This window comes from Streptomyces africanus (genome assembly GCF_030816955.1).
Classification (GTDB): Bacteria; Actinomycetota; Actinomycetes; order Streptomycetales; family Streptomycetaceae; genus Streptomyces; species Streptomyces africanus.
In genome coordinates, this window is record NZ_JAUSYP010000001.1 from 596437 (window position 1) to 612514 (window position 16078).

The following is a 16078-nucleotide window of genomic DNA, read 5'->3' on the forward strand; positions in this document are numbered from 1 at the left end:
GTGGATCTGTTCTCACGTTCTTGGACGGCGTTGCGCGCGGCGGTCGCCGACTTGGCCGACGAGGACTTCGCCCGGCCGTCCGGCTGTACCGGCTGGCTGGTGCGGGACCTGGTGTGCCATCTGGTCATCGACGCGCAGGACGTCCTGATCACCCTCGCCACGCCCGCCGACGGGGAACCGACCCGTGACGCGCTGACCTACTGGGAGATCTCCGACACGCCGCCGACCGGAGACGACCCGCTCGACGCGCTGACCGTCCGGCTGGCCGCCGCGTACGGGGAACCGCATCTGCTCAAGTTCCACCTGGACGACGTCGGCTCCGCCGCGGGCCGCGCGGCGGAGCTCGCCGACCCCGGTCTCAGGGTCGGCACCCGCGGCGAGGTTCTCACCGTGGGCGACTACCTCTCCACGTACGTCATGGAGTGGACGCTGCACCATCTCGACCTGATCGCCCACCTCCCGGACGCCGCGCCGCCGCCCGCGGAGGGGCTCGCCCGGTCCCGCGAGATGCTGGAGCAGATCACCGGGAGCGCCTTCCCGCCGTCGTTCTCCGACGCGGACGCACTGCTGGTGGGTACGGGGCGGCGGGCGCCGACCGCGGCCGAAGAGGCCGAACTGGGCGATCTGGCCTCGAAGTTGCCGATCTACCTGGGCTGAGCGGGCAGGGCAACCCTCACGGTGGCGCTGCGGTACGTCGTGATGCCGAGCGCGAGCAGCCAGTAGCTGAGGATCGCGCCCAGCGACGCGGTGGTGCCCCAGCCGTTCGCCGCGTAGAAGTCCGCCGGGTCGTTGCCGAAGAACAGGGACGGCACGAAGGCCAGATTGACCCCGGCCAGGACGTAGGCGGAGCGGCCGGTCCAGCGCGGCAGCAGGTTCGTACGGGAGATGCCGAAGCCCACCGCGGTGAGGAACAGCGCCATCAGCACCTTGCCGATCGACCCGTAGAGGATGTAGGTGCCGCTGACCGTGATGGTCGGATCGATGGAACGGTCGGCGGCGATGACCGCGCCGGCCTCCAGCCCGCTGGAGACCAGGGTGACCGCCACGTAGACCAGTCCGGTGGCGAAGGCGAGCGAACCCACCCACTCATAGGCCGGGTTCACCCGCTTGACCAGCTCGCGGAACGCCGTCACGAACACGATCAGGAACGCCAGCGCGAAGATACCGAGCAGCAGCCTGGTGAGGACGTTCGCGTCCGGCGGCGGACCGGAGTAGACGAAGTACAGCGGCACTTCGATGATGAGGGCGGCCGCGGCGGCGATGCCGGTGAGGCCCGTCAGGCGCCTGGCGAAGGTCTCGTTCATGGGGGTCCCCCGATGTCCGGTGGCGGATCGCTCGTCGGCCGGTTGCCGACGACACTCATGCTGCCGCCCCCGGGACGGCCCGTCCCTGGGCCTGGACACCCGATGCTGGGGTGGCCCTACCGACACCCCCGCGCACACACGTCCTGAACCGCCCGGCCGGCCCTGCAGCACGGCCCCGACCGCCCCGAGTCCGCCGACCGTGCCTCTTGGCGCTCCCTGCGCACCACCGCCGGGCCGGAAAACACTTGGACGCCGCGGTCGCCGTCGCGGGAGACTGCCGGACTCGACCCGAATCTCCACACATCCGTTGCGGTGATGGCCCCTGCCCGCACATGCGCGCGTGGCGGGCGGCCACAGAACGACACAGGGGTGGGATGGATACGCCTGGATCGCGCAGGGTTCAGCCGGGCAAACGCTCGGTACTTCTCGCACTTCGTTACTACGGACGGGAGTTGTCCCGGCTCCGCCGGCTGACGGCACCCGCGATGCTGTTCATGGCGCTGGGCAACATCGGAATCAACTACGTCGCGCCGCTGATCGTCGCCAAGCTCGTCGGCGGCATCGCCGACGACAGGAACGTCACGGTCGACTCGGCACTGCCGTACGTCCTCGGCTTCGTCGGGGTCCTGCTGTTCGCGGAGGCCCTGTGGCGCATCGCCGTGCACTGCCTCAACCGCCTCGACGCCCTCGGCATCGAGCACCTGTACGTGATCGGGATGGACGAGCTGTTCGCCAAGGACGCCGCGTTCTTCCACGACAACTTCGCCGGTTCGCTGACCAAGCGCGTCCTGAGCTTCGCCTCGCGTTTCGAGCAGTTCGTGGACACGCTGACGTTCCAGATCGTGGGCAGCTTCGTGCCGCTGGCGTTCGGGGCGGTGGTGCTGTGGCGCTACGAACCCCTGCTCGTGGTCGGCCTGCTGGTGATGATCGCGTTGACCGGGGTGCTGGTCGTGCCTCTGATCCGGCGCCGCCAGGCGCTGGTCGACCTGCGGGAGGAGGCGATCGCCCGGGTGTCGGGCCACGTCGCCGACAGCCTGATGAACATGGACACGGTGCGGGCGTTCGCCGCGGAGGAGCGCGAGGCCGCCGAGCACCGCTCCCGGGTCGCCACCTCACGCCGGCTCACACTGCGGTCGTGGGACTACGGCAACCTCCGCATCGACACACTGGTCGCGCCGATGTCGGTGCTGACCAACGCGATGGGGCTGCTGCTCGCCATCACGCTCGCCGGAAGCGGGAACGGCGTGGAGGCGATCGTGGTCGCCTTCACCTACTACAGCAACGCGACACGGATCATGTTCGAGTTCAACCAGATCTACCGCCGGCTGGAGAGCTCGATGACCGAGGCCGCGCAGTTCACCGAGCTGCTCCTGACGCCTCCCACCGTGCTCGACCCACCGTCGCCGGAGCCGCTGCGGCCCCGGTCCGCCGGCATCCGCTTCGAGAAGGTGACCTTCGCGCACCGGGGCGGCCGGCCGTTGTTCGAAGGTCTCGACCTGGACGTGCCGAGCGGGGCGAGGGTCGGCCTGGTCGGCCGGTCCGGCGGCGGCAAGACCTCCCTCACGCGGCTGTTGCTGCGGATGACGGACATCGACGGCGGCCGCATCCTCGTCGGCGGTCAGGACATCAGCCGGCTGCGCCAGGCCGACCTGCGCAGCCAGATCGCCTACGTGCCGCAGGACCCGGCGATGTTCCACCGCACCCTGCGGGACAACATCGCGTTCGCCCGGCCGGACGCCACCGAGGCCGAGATCCGCCGGGCGGCCGAGGCGGCCCATGTCACCGAGTTCGCCGACGTGCTGCCGGACGGCTTCGACACCATGGTGGGCGAGCGTGGCATCAAACTGTCCGGCGGTCAGCGCCAGCGCGTCGCTCTGGCCCGGGCGATCCTGCGCGACGCGCCGATCCTGCTGCTCGACGAGGCGACCAGCGCCCTGGACTCGGAGAGCGAACTCCTCGTGCAGGAGGCGCTGTGGCGGCTCATGGACGGGCGGACCGCGCTGGTGGTGGCACACCGGCTGAGCACGGTCGCCTCCATGGACCAGCTCGTCGTCCTCGACCGCGGGCGGATCGTCGAGCAGGGCACGCACCAGGAGTTGCTCGCGTCCGACGGCGCCTACGCGAAGCTGTGGCAGCACCAGTCGGGCGGGTTCCTCGACGACACCACGGGGCGGGCCGAGGTGCTCTGAACGGGAGGCGGGCCGTCTCCTCGTCCCTTGAGGAGACGGCCTTCGCGGACACCCCTAGGGGAGGTCCAGGGCGACTGCGGCAAGCGGGCCACGGCCGACGGTTGTCGAGGCGGACATGGAGGGACCTTCTCATGGCGGCCGACCGCTCGAATCGGTAGCTGCGCGGGCGCGACTGAGTACGCGTACTCACGACAGCGAGGCTTCCGACGCCGTCCCCGATCGAACCGCACCCGGCATGCCCGTCGTGCGCCCACCTGCGCCACCGAGGATCCTGGAGACAGCACCCGGCCCCGGACCCGGCCGGCCGAGGACGAGGCGGCGGCGCCATGACGATCGACGTGTCCGTGGAGCGCGTGATCCCGCTCCCGCCCGAACGGGTGGCCGAGTACGCCATGGACTGGCGCCATGACGCCGAGTGGACGCAGGGCATCCGCACCGCGGAGCTGACCCGGGAGGCGGACACGGGCGGCTTCGGCGTCGACGCCGAGATCACCCGGACGGCCTTCTTCCTCGGCCGGCGCATCGACTACGTCCTGCGGGTGGCCGCGTACGAACCGCCCCGCCTGCTGGACATGATCTCCGTGGCCGGTCCGATGCCCATGCACGTCACGTACGCCTTCGAGCCGGACGCCCGGGGCACGCGCGCCCGCATTCGGGTCCGCGGCGGCGAAGGCGGCTTCTACCGGCTGGCCGCGCCGCTCCTGGCCCGCCAGGTCCGCTCCTCGCTCCGCAAGGACCTGCGCGACCTCGAACAGCGGCTCATCGGACGGTAGAGGCACCCCTCCCGGCGTACGCCCTGCTCGTGCCGTCCGTGCGCGACGAGCCGCAAAGGCATCGATTCACCCTATTGACACGTGGCCGAAACGCGCCCAGCATGATGGCGTTCGCGATTCACGCTTGAATATCTATTCAAGCCCTGCTTGCGGCCGGTGCCACGAGGCCCCTCGCCGCCCCCGAGATCCAGCGATCAAGGACGATCCAGATGCTCACCACAGACCCAGCCGGGATCGCGCGGTTCCGGGAACGGCGCCGGCGTGTCGCCGGCGAAGACGCGGTCGGCCTGCACGAGTTGAGGCAGCTGTCCACCGACGTGCGCCGCAGCGTCGTGCGGATGATCGACGGCGCCCGGCTCGGCCACATCGGCGGCGATCTGTCGGTGACGGACATCCTCGCCACCCTGTTCGGCGGGGTGCTGGCCGTGGATCCCGAGAAGCCGCGCGACACGGACCGCGACCGCTTCATCCTCAGCAAGGGGCACTGTGCGGCGGCCCTTTACGCGACCCTCGCCCACAGCGGCTTCTTCCCGCTGTCGGAGTTGTCCACGTTCATGGCGCCGCTCTCCCCGCTCAACGGCCACCCGAACCGCAGGAAGGTACCGGGCGTCGAGACGAACACCGGACCCCTCGGTCACGGCTTTCCCGTCGCGGTCGGCTGCGCACTGGCGGCCAAGGTGTCGGGCCGGTCGTACCGCACCTTCGTCGTCCTGGGCGACGGAGAACTCCAGGAGGGCAGCAACTGGGAGGCGGCGATGACCGCCGCGCACCACGACCTCTCCTCCCTCACGGCGATCGTCGACCGGAACGGTCTCCAGCAGGGCGCCCGCACCGAGGAGACCAAGCGGCTGGAGCCGCTCGCGGACAAGTGGGCCGGCTTCGGCTGGGAGGTGCGGGACGTCGACGGCCACGACCACGGCCGGCTGCTGTCCGCCCTGCGCCCGTCCACGACCGCCAGGCCGGTCGCCGTCGTGGCCCGCACCGTCAAGGGCAAGGGCGTGTCGTTCATCGAGGACCGCGTGGAGTGGCACCACAAGGTGCCGGATTCCGAGCAGGTTCAGGCCGCCCTTGAGGAGCTCAGCCGATGACTGCCGATGTCATGTCCGAGGCCGTACAGACCTACGACTGCCGCCAGGCGTTCGCGGACGAACTGATCGCGTTGGCCGCCGAGGACCAGCGGATCGTCGCCGTCTGCAATGACTCCGTGGGGTCGAGCAACCTCGTCCGGTTCAAGGAGCTCTTCCCCGACCGCCTCATCAACGTCGGCATCGCCGAGCAGGATCTCGTCGGCGTCGGCGCCGGGCTCGCGATCGGCGGCTTCGTCCCGTTCGTCAGCGCGGCGGGTCCCTTCCTGACCGGCCGCGCCACGGAGCAGATCAAGACCGACGCCGCCTACAACGCACTTCCGGTGGTGCTCTGCGGCCAGAGCCCCGGTCTGGCCTACGGGGAACTGGGTCCGACCCACCATTCGATCGAGGACCTGTCCTGGATGCGGGCGATCGCCGATCTGGCCGTCGCCGTGCCCGCGGACCCGGCGCAGACCCGCGCCGCCGTCCGCTGGGCCGCCGCGCACGACGGCCCCAGCTACCTGCGCATCCCCCGGTTCAAGGTCCCGTCGGTCACGCCAGAGGGCGCAGCACCGTTCGAACCCGGCCGCAGCATCCAGCTCACCGACGGCACGGACGTCACCGTCATGGCCGTCGGGACCATGGTCTCCCGAGCCCTGGCCGCCGCCGGGGCCCTGCGGGCCGAGGGCATCGGCGTCCGGGTGCTGAACATGACCTTCGTCGAGCCGCTGGACCTGGATGCCGTCCTGCGGGCCGCGCGCGAAACGCGGGGCATCGTCACCGCCGAGGAGGCGACCACCACGGGCGGCCTCGGCGCGGCCGTGGCGAGCGTCGTCGCGCAGAACCGTCCCGTGCCCATGCGGATCCTCGGCGTGCGGCGCGAGTTCGCGCCGACCGGGAGTGCCGCCTTCCTGCTGGAGCACTTCGGCCTCACAGCCGACGGCATCGCCTCCGCCGTACGGGAGTTGCTGTGACACCTTCCCTTCGCTTCAAGGACAAGTGCGTCGTCGTCACCGGCGCCGCGCAGGGCATCGGACGCGGGACAGCCGCGCGGTTCGCCGGCGAAGGCGCCGACGTGCTGATGCTCGACCTGTCCGAGGCCGTCGAGGAGGCGGCCGAGACGGTCGCCGCCCAGCACCCCGCCGGCAGCGCGCTCGGCGTCCGCGCGGATGTCACCTCGGCGGACGACGTGGCCCGTGCCTTCGACCTCGCCGACCGTACCCGGGGAGGTGTGGACGTCCTGGTCAACAACGCCGGCGTCATCACCATCAGCCCGCTGGAGGACCTGAGCCTCGACGCCTGGCAGAAGGTCCTCGCCGTCAACACCACAGGAACGTTCCTGTGCGCGCAGGCCGCCGCCGCGAGCATGCGGCGGCACGGGCGCGGCGGGCGCATCCTCAACGCCGCATCGGGACAGGCACGTCAGGGCTTCATCTACACACCGCACTACGCGGCCAGCAAGTTCGGGGTCGTGGGCCTCACACAGAGCCTGGCGAAGGAACTCGCCAAGGACCGGATCACCGTGAACGCCTACTGCCCCGGCATCGTCGGCAGCGACATGTGGGACTACAACGACCGCGCCTGGGGCCGGCTGCTGGGCGACTACGAGCCGGGCGAACTCATGGCCGAATGGGTCGCCGGCATCCCGCTGGGCCGGGCCGGTACCGACGACGACGTGGCCAACCTCCTGCTCTTCCTCGCCTCCGAGGAAGCGGCGTACATCACGGGCCAGACGATCAACGTCGACGGGGGGATGTTCATGAACTAGCACGTCACGGGCGTGACGACAGCGCAAGCGGCCGAAGGCGGTCCATGCCGCACCTCCCGACCTGGATGCACATTCACTATCCGGAGACTTTCATGAGTACGACCAGCAACGCGGCGCAGCCCGTGGACGCGCAGCCGGCCGAGCGGCGGCTGAAGACACCGTCCTGGGCGACCGGACTGCTCACGGGTTCCCGCGGTCCCGCACTCGGCCTCGTCGCCATGTGCGTCGTCTTCTACATCGCGACGCCGTATTTCCTGACGCAGAACAACCTGCTGAACATCGTCGACCAGGCGGTGATCCTGGGTCTTCTCGCCCTCGGCATGACCGCCGTCATCATCACGGGCGGCATCGACCTCTCGGTCGGCGCGGTACTGGCACTGGCGACCATGGTGCTCGGCTGGCTCTCCCACGACCAGGGCTGGCCGCTGTGGCTGAGCGCCGTCGTCGCGGTCGGCGTCGCGGGAGCGTGCGGCCTGGCCAACGGGCTGGGCGTCACCTTCACCAGACTCCCGCCCTTCATCGCCACCCTGGCGATGATGTCCATCGCCCGCGGTCTGGCCAACGTCATCACCGACGGCCAGCAGATCGTCGGGTACCCGGACTGGTTCGACAACCTCTCCACCACCCGGTACCTCGGCGTCTTCACCTTCGTCACCTTCGTGCTCGTCGTGCTGTACGTGGCCGGATGGGCCTACATGCGCTACCGGACCGGCGGGCGTGAGCTGTACGCCATCGGCGGCAGCTCGGAGGTGGCCAGGCTCGCCGGCATCAGCGTGCGGAAGCGGACCGTGCTCGTCTACACCGTGACCGGCGTCCTCGTCGGCCTGGCCGGTGTCTTCCTGTCGATGCGTCTCGACTCCTCGCAGCCGAGCGCCGGAACGGGCTACGAACTCGACGCGATCGCCGCCGTGGTGATCGGCGGCGCGAGCCTCAGCGGCGGCGTCGGCTCCGTCACCGGGACCCTGTTCGGCGTCCTGATCATCGGCGTCCTGCACAACGGGCTCAACCTGCTCGGAGTCTCCCCGTTCGTCCAGCAGATCGTCATCGGCGTGGTGATCGCTCTGGCCGTCATGGTCGACGTACTGCGCCGACGCGAGGCGCGCTGACCGTCTCGGCTCGTCCTCCCCCCCCGGCTTACCGAAGGAGCACCATCGTCATGAAGTCGCACCACCGTTGGGCCGCCACCGGCATCGTGGCCGCTCTCGCCCTCAGCGCCACCGCCTGCAACAGAGACAGCGCCGCCACGACCACCGCGGACGGCAAACCGGTGACGATCGGTCTCGCCGTCGCCAATCTCCAGGCCGACTTCTTCAACCAGATCAAGCAGTCCGTCGAAGCCGAGGCGAAGAAGAAGGGCGTCAAGGTCGTCGTGGCGGACGCCCGCGGTGACGCGGCGACCCAGGTCAACCAGATACAGGACTTCATCAGCCGTCAGGTCAGCGCGATCATCTACATCCCGGCCGGCGCCACGGCCGCCGGCGTGCCGGTGAAGGCGGCGGAACGCGCGAAGATCCCCGTCGTCACGGTCGACCGGAACCCCGAGGACGCCCCGGGCAAGTCGTTCATCGCCACCGACAGCGTCGCGGCCGCCAGGACGCTCGGCGAGTGGGTGATCAAGCAGAAGGGCGGCAAGGGCCAACTGGCCATCCTCCAGGGCCAGATCGGCACCACACCGCAGGTGGACCGGCAGAAGGGCTTCGGCCAGGCGCTCGCCAAGGCGCCCGGGATCAAGGTGGTCTCGCAGCAGACCGCCGACTGGGCGCAGGACAAGGCGTACTCCGTGGCCCAGGACATGCTCCAGGCCCACCCGAGCATCGACATCCTGTGGGGCCAGGCCGACGCCATGGCTCTCGGTGCCGCACAGGCGGTCAAGAGCGCCGACGGCAAGAAGCGTCTGATCGTCGGCTTCGACGGCGACGTCGCGGGCCTGAAGGCGGTCCGCAACGGCACCATCGACGCCACCATGGTCCAGCAGACCCAGAAGATGGGGCGGATGTCGGTCGACACCGCACTGGACGTCGTCAACGGCAAGTCGGTCCCGGCGACGCAGTTGCAGCCCGCGTTCCTGCTGACCAAGGACGACCCGGCGAAGGCCGACCAGTACATCAAGACCCACCCCTGAGCCCCGGGGAGCAACGTCATCATGACGAACGTCAGCCAGGTCCCGAGGGACCGGACGCACGAGGGCCTGATCGTCCGGGGCGTGTCCAAGCGCTTCGGCGCGACCCAGGCCCTGGACCGGATCGACCTCGACGTACGCCCCGGCGAGGTGGTGGCGCTGCTCGGCGAGAACGGCGCCGGGAAGTCCACTCTGGCCAACATCATCGCCGGCACGTTCTCCTCCGACACCGGTCACATGACCTGGCGGGGAGGGCCTTACGAGCCGAAGTCGCCAGGGGAGGCCATCACCCACGGCATCGGGCTCATCCATCAGGAGACGCGCCTGCTGCCGGACCTGTCGATCGCCGAGAACGTCTTCCTGGGCCGGCTCCTCACCCGTGGCGGACGCATCGACCGTACGGAGATGAACCACCGTGCCGAGGAGCAGCTGCACCGGCTCGGTCTGGACATCTCCCCCACCCGGCTGGTCGGCACGCTCCGGGTGGCCGCGCAGCAACAGGTCGAGATCGCCAAAGCCCTGACGCTCGACGCCAGGCTGCTGATCCTCGACGAGCCGACGGCCGCCCTGGGCGGCGACGAGACCGACCACCTCTTCGAGCGGATCGACGCGCTGCGCAAGGAAGGCGTGTCCTTCGTCTACGTCAGCCACCGCCTGGAGGAGATCGCCCGCATCTGCGACCGCATCGTGGTGATGCGGGACGGACAGAAGGTCGCCACGCACTCGACCGCACAAGTGCCCGTGTCGCAGCTCGTCGAGGAGATGGTGGGGCGCAGCGTCGAGCGCATCTTCCCCGACACGGGAGCGCCGGCGGAGCGTGAGGTGCTGCGTGTGGAGGGCCTGTCCAACCCCTCCTTCCGGGACGTCTCCTTCAGTGTGCGCGCGGGCGAGGTGTTCGGTATCGCCGGGATCGTCGGCGCCGGGCGCACCGAACTGGTGCGGGCGATCGCCGGAGTCGACCCGGTGACCGAGGGAAAGGTGTCCGTCGACGGCCGGGTGCTGCGGCTGCGCGGGCCCCGGGACGCCATCGACGCGGGGGTGGCGCTCGTACCCGAGGACCGCAAGGGCCAGGGCGCCGTGCTCGACCTGTCGATCGGCGACAACGTGGTCCTGCCCAGCCTCGACCGGGTCGCCCGGCGGGGCTGGCTGACCCCACGGCGCGTCACCGAGGTCGCCACCGACGCCATCAGGACGATGACCGTCAAGGGACGGGCCGTGCAGCCGGTGCGGACCCTGTCCGGCGGCAACCAGCAGAAGGTCGTCATCGCCAAGTGGCTGGAGCGCAAGCCCAAGGTCATCATCCTCGACGAGCCCACCCGCGGCATCGACGTCGGCGCCCGGGCGGCCATCTACGAGGTGATCGCGGAGCTGGCCCGGTCGGGCATGGCGGTCGTGGTGGTCAGTTCCGACCTCGACGAGGTCCTGGGGCTGTCCCACCGCGTGCTGGTCCTCAGCCGGGGGCGCCAGCAGGGCATCCTGCCGGCCGAGGAGGCGACGAACTCCGCGGTCATGCACCTCGCCACGGCATGAGATCGAATCAGAAAACAGACTCGAATGGATATGCACACATGGTTCTCGCCCCAGTCCCCAGCGCCACGGCGCGGCTCGCCGGCATCAGGCGCGAGCTGCGCGCGGCGTCCCCGGCAGAGCGCGCCGCGCGCCTGGGGGAGCTGGCCCACTCGATCCGCCGCAGCGATCTGGAGATGATCAGCCGAGCCGGCCAGGGGCACATCGGAGGTGACTACTCCGCCGCCGACATCGTCACCGTGCTGTACTTCGCGGTCCTCGACGTCCGTCCCGAGGAGCCGGAATGGGCCGAGCGCGACCGGTTCGTCCTCAGCAAGGGGCACGCCGCGGGCATCCTGTACGCGACCCTGGCGCACGCCGGCTTCTTCCCCGAGGCGGAGCTGGCCACCTTCATGGAGCCGCTGTCGCCGCTCAACGGCCACCCCAACCGCCGCAAGGTGCCCGGGGTGGAGACCAACACGGGCCCGCTGGGCCACGGCTTCCCGGTCGCCGTCGGGATGGCGGTCGCCGCCAAGCTGGACGGCTCCAGCCGGCGCACCTTCGTGCTCACGGGTGACGGTGAGCTGCAGGAAGGAAGCAACTGGGAGGCCGCGATGAGCGCGTCCCAGCAGCGCCTCGGCCGGCTGACCGTGATCGTCGACCGCAACCGCTTCCAGCAGGGCGCCGCCACCGAGGAGACCTCAGGCCTGGACCCGCTCGACGCCAAGTGGGCCTCCTTCGGCTTCGACGTCCGCTCCGTCGACGGCCACGATCACGAGGCGCTCTACCAGGCCCTCACCGAGGAGCGCTCCGCCGACGACCGCCCCCGGTGCCTGATCGCCGACACGATCAAGGGCAAGGGCGTGTCCTTCATCGAGGACCGCGTCGAGTGGCACCACAAGGTGCCCACCGCCGAACAGACCGCTGCCGCCTTCGAGGAGCTGACCGCCCGATGAGCACCACCGCCGCCGTAGCCGCCGAGCTGCACGACTGCCGCAAGGCGTTCGCCGAGACGCTGATCGAGCTCGCGGAGGCCGACCAGCGCACCGTGGCCGTCTGCAACGACTCCGTCGGCTCCTCCAACCTCAAGGAGTTCCAGCAGCGCTTCCCGGACCGGCTGGTCAACGTGGGCATCGCCGAGCAGCTCATGGTCGGCGCGGGCGCCGGCCTCGCGAACGGCGGCCGTATCCCGTTCGTCTGCGCCGCGGCGCCCTTCCTCACCGGCCGCGCCCTGGAGCAGATCAAGGCGGACGTCGCCTATTCGCGCACCAACGTGAAGCTGTGCGCCATGAGCCCCGGCTTCGCCTACGGCCAGCTCGGCCCCACCCACCACGGTGTCGAGGACTTCGCCTGGCTGCGCACGCTGCCCGAGATGGTCGTCCTGGCACCGGCCGACCCGGCTGAGACACGTGAGGCGCTGCGCTGGGCCCACCAGTACGACGGCCCCGTCTACCTGCGCATCGGCCGCACCAAGGTGCCGGACCTGGCTCCCCACGTCCCCTTCGAGGCCGGCCGCGCCACGTGTCTGCGCGACGGCCGCGACGTTACGCTGATCGGCGTGGGCACGACGGTTTTCGCCGCCTTGGTCGCCGCCGGGAAGCTGGCTGCCGAGGGTGTCGACGCACGCGTGCTCAACTTCTCCACCGTCAAGCCGCTGGACGAGGAGGCGCTGCTCGCGGCAGCCGCCGAGACGGGCCGCATCATCACCGTCGAGGAGGCCAACGTCCACGGCGGGCTCGGCAGCGCCGTCGCGGAGTTCCTCGCCGCCCGCACCCCGGTGCCGATGAAGCTGCTCGGCGTGCGCGACGAGTTCACCCCGACCGGCAGTCCGGCCTTCCTGTCCGAGTACTTCGGCATCGACGCCGAGGCCATCGTCCGGGCCGCGCGCGAGCTGACAGGCGCCGGGCAGGGAGCGACGGCATGAGTGCCGTGGGAAGAGGCGCCGTCCTCGCCCTCGACCAGGGCACCAGCGGGACGAAGGGACTGCTCGTCGCGGAGGACGGGCGGGTGGTCGCCGCCGCCCACCGGCCGCTGACCCAGCAGTATCCCGAGCCCGGGCGGGTCGAGCAGGACCCGGCCGTCCTGTGGCGCGGCGTCATCGGCGTGGCCGGGGAACTGGCGGCCGGGGCGGCCGCCGCGGGCACGCGCGTCGTCGGCCTGGGGCTGAGTGTCCAGCGTGAGGCCGTCCTGGTCTGGGACCCGGACACCGGCGCCGCGCTGTCGCCGCTCGTCAGCTGGCAGGACCGGCGCACCGCCGAGCGCTGCGCCAAGCTGGCCGCCTCGGCCGAGGGCGAGCTGATCAGCGGCCGCACCGGCCTGCCGGTCGACCCGATGTTCTCCGCGACCAAGGCCGAGTGGCTGCTGGACCGGCTCGACCCGGACCACGAGGCGGCCACCGCCGGGCGGCTGCGCGTCGGCACGGTCGACGCCTGGCTGCTGCACCGGCTCACCGGCGGCGCCACCGACGCCACCGAGACCGGCTGCGCCTCCCGCACTCAGCTCGTGCGCCTGGACGACGCCGACTGGGACCCCGAGCTGCTCGACCTGTTCCGCATCCCCCGTACGGCACTGCCCCGGGTCGCCGCCTCGGACGGTGCGGGCGAGGAGCTGGGACGCACCCGGAACGTACCGGGCCTCGCGGACGGGCTGCCCGTCGCGGCCGTGCTCGGGGACTCGCACGCGGCGCTCTTCGCGCAGGGCCACGGGCGTCCGGGCGTGGTGAAGGCCACGTACGGCACCGGCGCTTCGCTCATGGTCCTCAACCCCGAGGGCCGGCGGCCCGGCGAGGGCATCGCCGCCACCCTGGCGTGGCGGCGCACGCGGGACGGCGGTGCCGCGCACGCCCTGGAGGCGAACATCGCGTCGGCGGGCACGGCGATCCGCTGGGCCGCCCGGCTGCTCGGGACCGACCCGGCCGGCATCGCCGCCCTGGCGGCCGGCGCGCGGGAGGACTCCGAGGTGTGTCTGGTCCCGGCGTTCTCCGGACTGGGCGCCCCGTACTGGGACCGCGGCGCCCGAGCGCTGCTCGTGGGCATGGACTTCGACACCGGCCCCGCCGAAGTGGCGCGCGCCGCGGTCGAGTCGATGGCCTTCCAGGTGGCCGACACGCTCTCCCGTTTCGACACCGTCCTCGCCGGCGCGGTCGCCGAACTCCGCGCGGACGGCGGGCCGACGGGCAACGACCGCCTCATGGCGCTCCAGGCCGAGCTGATCGGCCGGTCCGTGCTGCGGGCCGGCCGCCCGGAGGTGTCCGCCCTGGGTGTCGCGTACCTGGCCGGCACCGCGCTCGGCATCTGGGACGACGCCGATCTGCCCGCGCTCACCCCACAGGGCACCCGCTTCACGCCGCACGAGGACGACGCCTGGCGCAACCGCCGTATGGCCGGCTGGCACGACGCGGTCGCCTGCTCCCGCGGAAAGCGGGCCTGACGCCGACCGGGACCGGTGGCACCGGCGCCCGTCCTCCTCCGTCGCTTCACCACTGCCGAAAGAGCCGCATCATGACCTTCACCCCCGAGGCGTTCTCCCTCAACGACAAGGCCGCGTTCATCACCGGCGCGGGCAGCGGCATCGGCCGGGCCATCGCCCTGGGCTTCGCCGCCTGCGGCGCCGACGTCGCCTGTTTCGACCGCGACGCCGAGGCCGCCCGGGCCACCGCCGACCGGATCGTCGCGGCGCGCGGCAGGGCCGTCGGCGTCGGTGGGGACGTCACCTCCCCCGAGTCCCTGGCCGAGGCCGTCCGCACCGCCGTCGCATCGATCGGCCCGATCCGTACCGCGGTCAACTGCGCGGGCGTGGCCGGCGCCACCGCCGCCGAGGACATGCCCGCCGAGGACTTCCGCCGGGTCGTCGACATCAACCTCACCGGTGTGTTCCTCAGCGCCCAGGCCGAGGCCCGCGTGATGCTCGACCACGGCGGCGGGTCCATCGTCAACATCGCCTCCATGTCGGGCACCATCGCCAACCGCGGACTGCTGCAGGCCCACTACAACGCCTCCAAGGCCGGCGTCATGCACCTCACCAAGAGCCTGGCCACGGAGTGGGCCGACCGTGGAATCCGGGTCAACTCGATCAGCCCGGGCTACACCCTGACGCCGATGAACCAGCGGCCCGAGGTGGCCGAGCGGCTCAAGGCGTACGCCGCCGACACCCCGCTGGGCCGCATCGCCGAGGTCGAGGAGATGGTGGGCCCCGCCGTCTTCCTCGCCTCCGACGCCGCTTCCTTCGTCACCGGCTCCGACCTGATCGTCGACGGCGGCTACGTCTGCTGGTGAGCGGCGCCCGGCACGCCTTTGTGGAGCGCCGTCGACACGTACCGAGGATCAGGCCATCAAGGCCGCTGCCGTCTCCTGGTCGGTCACCAGCACGTCCACCAGACCGCCCGCTACGGCCGACCGGATCGCCTTGTGCTTACGGCTGCCGCCCGCCACCCCGATCTTCCGGCGGGCGGCGGCAAGCTGCTCACGGCTGATGCCGACGACCCGGGAGTCCAGCTCGGACTCGACCGGCCGGCCCTCGGCGTCGTAGAACCGCAGACACACATCGCCCACCGCCCCCAGCTTCTCCAACTCGGCGCGTTCCTCGTCCGAGAAGGCGTTGCCGCTGCGGGCGAGCGTGCTGGACGGGGTGATCTCGCCGATGCCCACCAGCGCGACGTCCAGGTCGCCCAGCTCGCCCAGAGCCGCCGACACGAACGGGTCCGCGCGCAGCGCCTGGGCGCTCTGCGCCGACCCGGCCACACCGGGCGCCTGCAGATAGACGGCCTCACCGTTGACCAACTGCGCCAGCTGCCCCGTCATACGCGAAGCGTGACCCGCCGCGGCGGGATCGCCGATTCCGCCCACCGCCTGCACGATGCGCACGCCCTTCAGGCCCGGGACCGGCTGCATCGCCTGCACCGTGGCGAGCAGGGTGGCGCTCCAGGAGGAGATGCCCACGGTGTCGCTCGAGCGCAGTGTCGTCTGGAGGTAGTAGGCGGCGGCCGCGCCGAGATCGCCGAGCATCGTGCGCTCGTTGTCCGGGGCGGTGTCGACGACCAGTGCGAGCTTCAGGCCGTACCGCTCCTGGAGACCGTCCTCCAGATCCGGGTGCGTACCCGACGGCGGCGTCACGGTGATCCGCACGATGCCCCGGTCCTGCGCCTTTTTCAGCAGGCGCGAGACCTTCGCCTGCGACAGATCCAGCCGCGCCGCGATCTCCGGCTGTCGGATGCCCTGAAGGTGGTACAGCCGGGCCACGTGCGTCATCATCCGCAGTTCCTCGCCGACGATCACCACGGGACTCCTCTTCTGCCGTCTCAGCCCTGCATAGATATTCGCACAGGCAGGCGGGACCCCGCCAAGAGGTCCCGCC

General features: G+C 71.1%; 15 protein-coding genes. 13 read left to right on the forward strand and 2 right to left on the reverse strand.

Annotated elements, in window-relative coordinates:
* Entirely contained in the window at nucleotides 1-657 is a 657-nt protein-coding gene (locus QF034_RS03055; RefSeq protein ID WP_307173423.1) for a maleylpyruvate isomerase N-terminal domain-containing protein, read from the forward strand.
* Here the strand turns inward: QF034_RS03055 and QF034_RS03060 are convergent.
* Nucleotides 645-1304, reverse strand: coding sequence for a hypothetical protein (locus QF034_RS03060; RefSeq protein ID WP_307173424.1), 660 nt, complete (start codon nucleotides 1302-1304; stop codon nucleotides 645-647). The two genes, QF034_RS03055 and QF034_RS03060, sit on opposite strands and share 13 nt — an antisense overlap.
* A gap of 374 nt (nucleotides 1305-1678) precedes the next feature.
* Between QF034_RS03060 and QF034_RS03065 the strand changes: the two genes are divergently transcribed.
* From QF034_RS03065 to QF034_RS03120, 12 genes are all read left to right on the forward strand, one after another.
* Nucleotides 1679-3493, forward strand: coding sequence for an ABC transporter ATP-binding protein (locus tag QF034_RS03065; protein WP_307173425.1), 1815 nt, complete (start codon nucleotides 1679-1681; stop codon nucleotides 3491-3493).
* A 326-nt stretch (nucleotides 3494-3819) separates the two neighbouring features.
* Nucleotides 3820-4266, forward strand: coding sequence for an SRPBCC family protein (locus tag QF034_RS03070; RefSeq protein ID WP_307173426.1), 447 nt, complete (start codon nucleotides 3820-3822; stop codon nucleotides 4264-4266).
* A 209-nt stretch (nucleotides 4267-4475) separates the two neighbouring features.
* The gene (locus QF034_RS03075; RefSeq protein ID WP_307173427.1) at nucleotides 4476-5354 is read left to right on the forward strand and encodes a transketolase; all 879 of its coding nucleotides are present in this window, start codon (nucleotides 4476-4478) and stop codon (nucleotides 5352-5354) included.
* Nucleotides 5351-6307 carry a transketolase family protein gene (locus QF034_RS03080; RefSeq protein WP_307173428.1) on the forward strand — a complete coding sequence of 319 codons (957 nt, stop codon included), beginning with the start codon at nucleotides 5351-5353 and terminating at the stop codon, nucleotides 6305-6307. The genes QF034_RS03075 and QF034_RS03080 overlap by 4 nt, the downstream gene beginning before the upstream one ends.
* Nucleotides 6304-7101: an SDR family oxidoreductase gene (locus QF034_RS03085; protein ID WP_307173429.1), complete on the forward strand. Its 798-nt coding sequence runs from the start codon at nucleotides 6304-6306 to the stop codon at nucleotides 7099-7101. Before QF034_RS03080 ends, QF034_RS03085 begins: the two co-directional genes overlap by 4 nt.
* A gap of 92 nt (nucleotides 7102-7193) precedes the next feature.
* Nucleotides 7194-8207 (forward strand): ABC transporter permease, encoded by a 1014-nt coding sequence (locus tag QF034_RS03090; protein WP_086558547.1) that lies wholly within the window; start codon nucleotides 7194-7196, stop codon nucleotides 8205-8207.
* Between the two features lie 50 nt (nucleotides 8208-8257).
* Nucleotides 8258-9223, forward strand: a complete 966-nt coding sequence (locus tag QF034_RS03095; RefSeq protein ID WP_307173430.1) for a sugar ABC transporter substrate-binding protein — start codon at nucleotides 8258-8260, stop codon at nucleotides 9221-9223.
* Nucleotides 9224-9244: 21 nt separating this feature from the next.
* Complete coding sequence (locus QF034_RS03100) at nucleotides 9245-10750, forward strand: sugar ABC transporter ATP-binding protein (RefSeq protein WP_307173431.1); 1506 nt, start codon at nucleotides 9245-9247, stop codon at nucleotides 10748-10750.
* 38 nt (nucleotides 10751-10788) lie between these two features.
* A complete protein-coding gene (locus QF034_RS03105; RefSeq protein WP_307173432.1) occupies nucleotides 10789-11682 on the forward strand; it encodes a transketolase in 894 nt (297 codons plus the stop codon).
* Complete coding sequence (locus tag QF034_RS03110) at nucleotides 11679-12650, forward strand: transketolase family protein (protein ID WP_307173433.1); 972 nt, start codon at nucleotides 11679-11681, stop codon at nucleotides 12648-12650. Before QF034_RS03105 ends, QF034_RS03110 begins: the two co-directional genes overlap by 4 nt.
* Entirely contained in the window at nucleotides 12647-14155 is a 1509-nt protein-coding gene (locus QF034_RS03115; RefSeq protein WP_307173434.1) for an FGGY family carbohydrate kinase, read from the forward strand. Before QF034_RS03110 ends, QF034_RS03115 begins: the two co-directional genes overlap by 4 nt.
* Before the next feature lie 71 nt (nucleotides 14156-14226).
* Nucleotides 14227-15000, forward strand: coding sequence for an SDR family oxidoreductase (locus tag QF034_RS03120; RefSeq protein WP_307173435.1), 774 nt, complete (start codon nucleotides 14227-14229; stop codon nucleotides 14998-15000).
* A 48-nt stretch (nucleotides 15001-15048) separates the two neighbouring features.
* On the opposite strand, the gene QF034_RS03125 is transcribed toward QF034_RS03120, so the two are convergent.
* Nucleotides 15049-16002, reverse strand: coding sequence for a sugar-binding transcriptional regulator (locus QF034_RS03125; RefSeq protein WP_307173436.1), 954 nt, complete (start codon nucleotides 16000-16002; stop codon nucleotides 15049-15051).
* Nucleotides 16003-16078: the final 76 nt, after the last annotated feature.

Coding starts and splice junctions, on each gene's coding strand:
- QF034_RS03060 (WP_307173424.1), bottom strand. CDS start 1,304: ATGAACGAGACCTTCGCCAGGCGCCTGACGGGCCTCACCGGCATCGCC.
- QF034_RS03095 (WP_307173430.1), top strand. CDS start 8,258: ATGAAGTCGCACCACCGTTGGGCCGCCACCGGCATCGTGGCCGCTCTC.
- QF034_RS03070 (WP_307173426.1), top strand. CDS start 3,820: ATGACGATCGACGTGTCCGTGGAGCGCGTGATCCCGCTCCCGCCCGAA.
- QF034_RS03105 (WP_307173432.1), top strand. CDS start 10,789: ATGGTTCTCGCCCCAGTCCCCAGCGCCACGGCGCGGCTCGCCGGCATC.
- QF034_RS03090 (WP_086558547.1), top strand. CDS start 7,194: ATGAGTACGACCAGCAACGCGGCGCAGCCCGTGGACGCGCAGCCGGCC.
- QF034_RS03110 (WP_307173433.1), top strand. CDS start 11,679: ATGAGCACCACCGCCGCCGTAGCCGCCGAGCTGCACGACTGCCGCAAG.
- QF034_RS03065 (WP_307173425.1), top strand. CDS start 1,679: ATGGATACGCCTGGATCGCGCAGGGTTCAGCCGGGCAAACGCTCGGTA.
- QF034_RS03120 (WP_307173435.1), top strand. CDS start 14,227: ATGACCTTCACCCCCGAGGCGTTCTCCCTCAACGACAAGGCCGCGTTC.
- QF034_RS03075 (WP_307173427.1), top strand. CDS start 4,476: ATGCTCACCACAGACCCAGCCGGGATCGCGCGGTTCCGGGAACGGCGC.
- QF034_RS03100 (WP_307173431.1), top strand. CDS start 9,245: ATGACGAACGTCAGCCAGGTCCCGAGGGACCGGACGCACGAGGGCCTG.
- QF034_RS03115 (WP_307173434.1), top strand. CDS start 12,647: ATGAGTGCCGTGGGAAGAGGCGCCGTCCTCGCCCTCGACCAGGGCACC.
- QF034_RS03080 (WP_307173428.1), top strand. CDS start 5,351: ATGACTGCCGATGTCATGTCCGAGGCCGTACAGACCTACGACTGCCGC.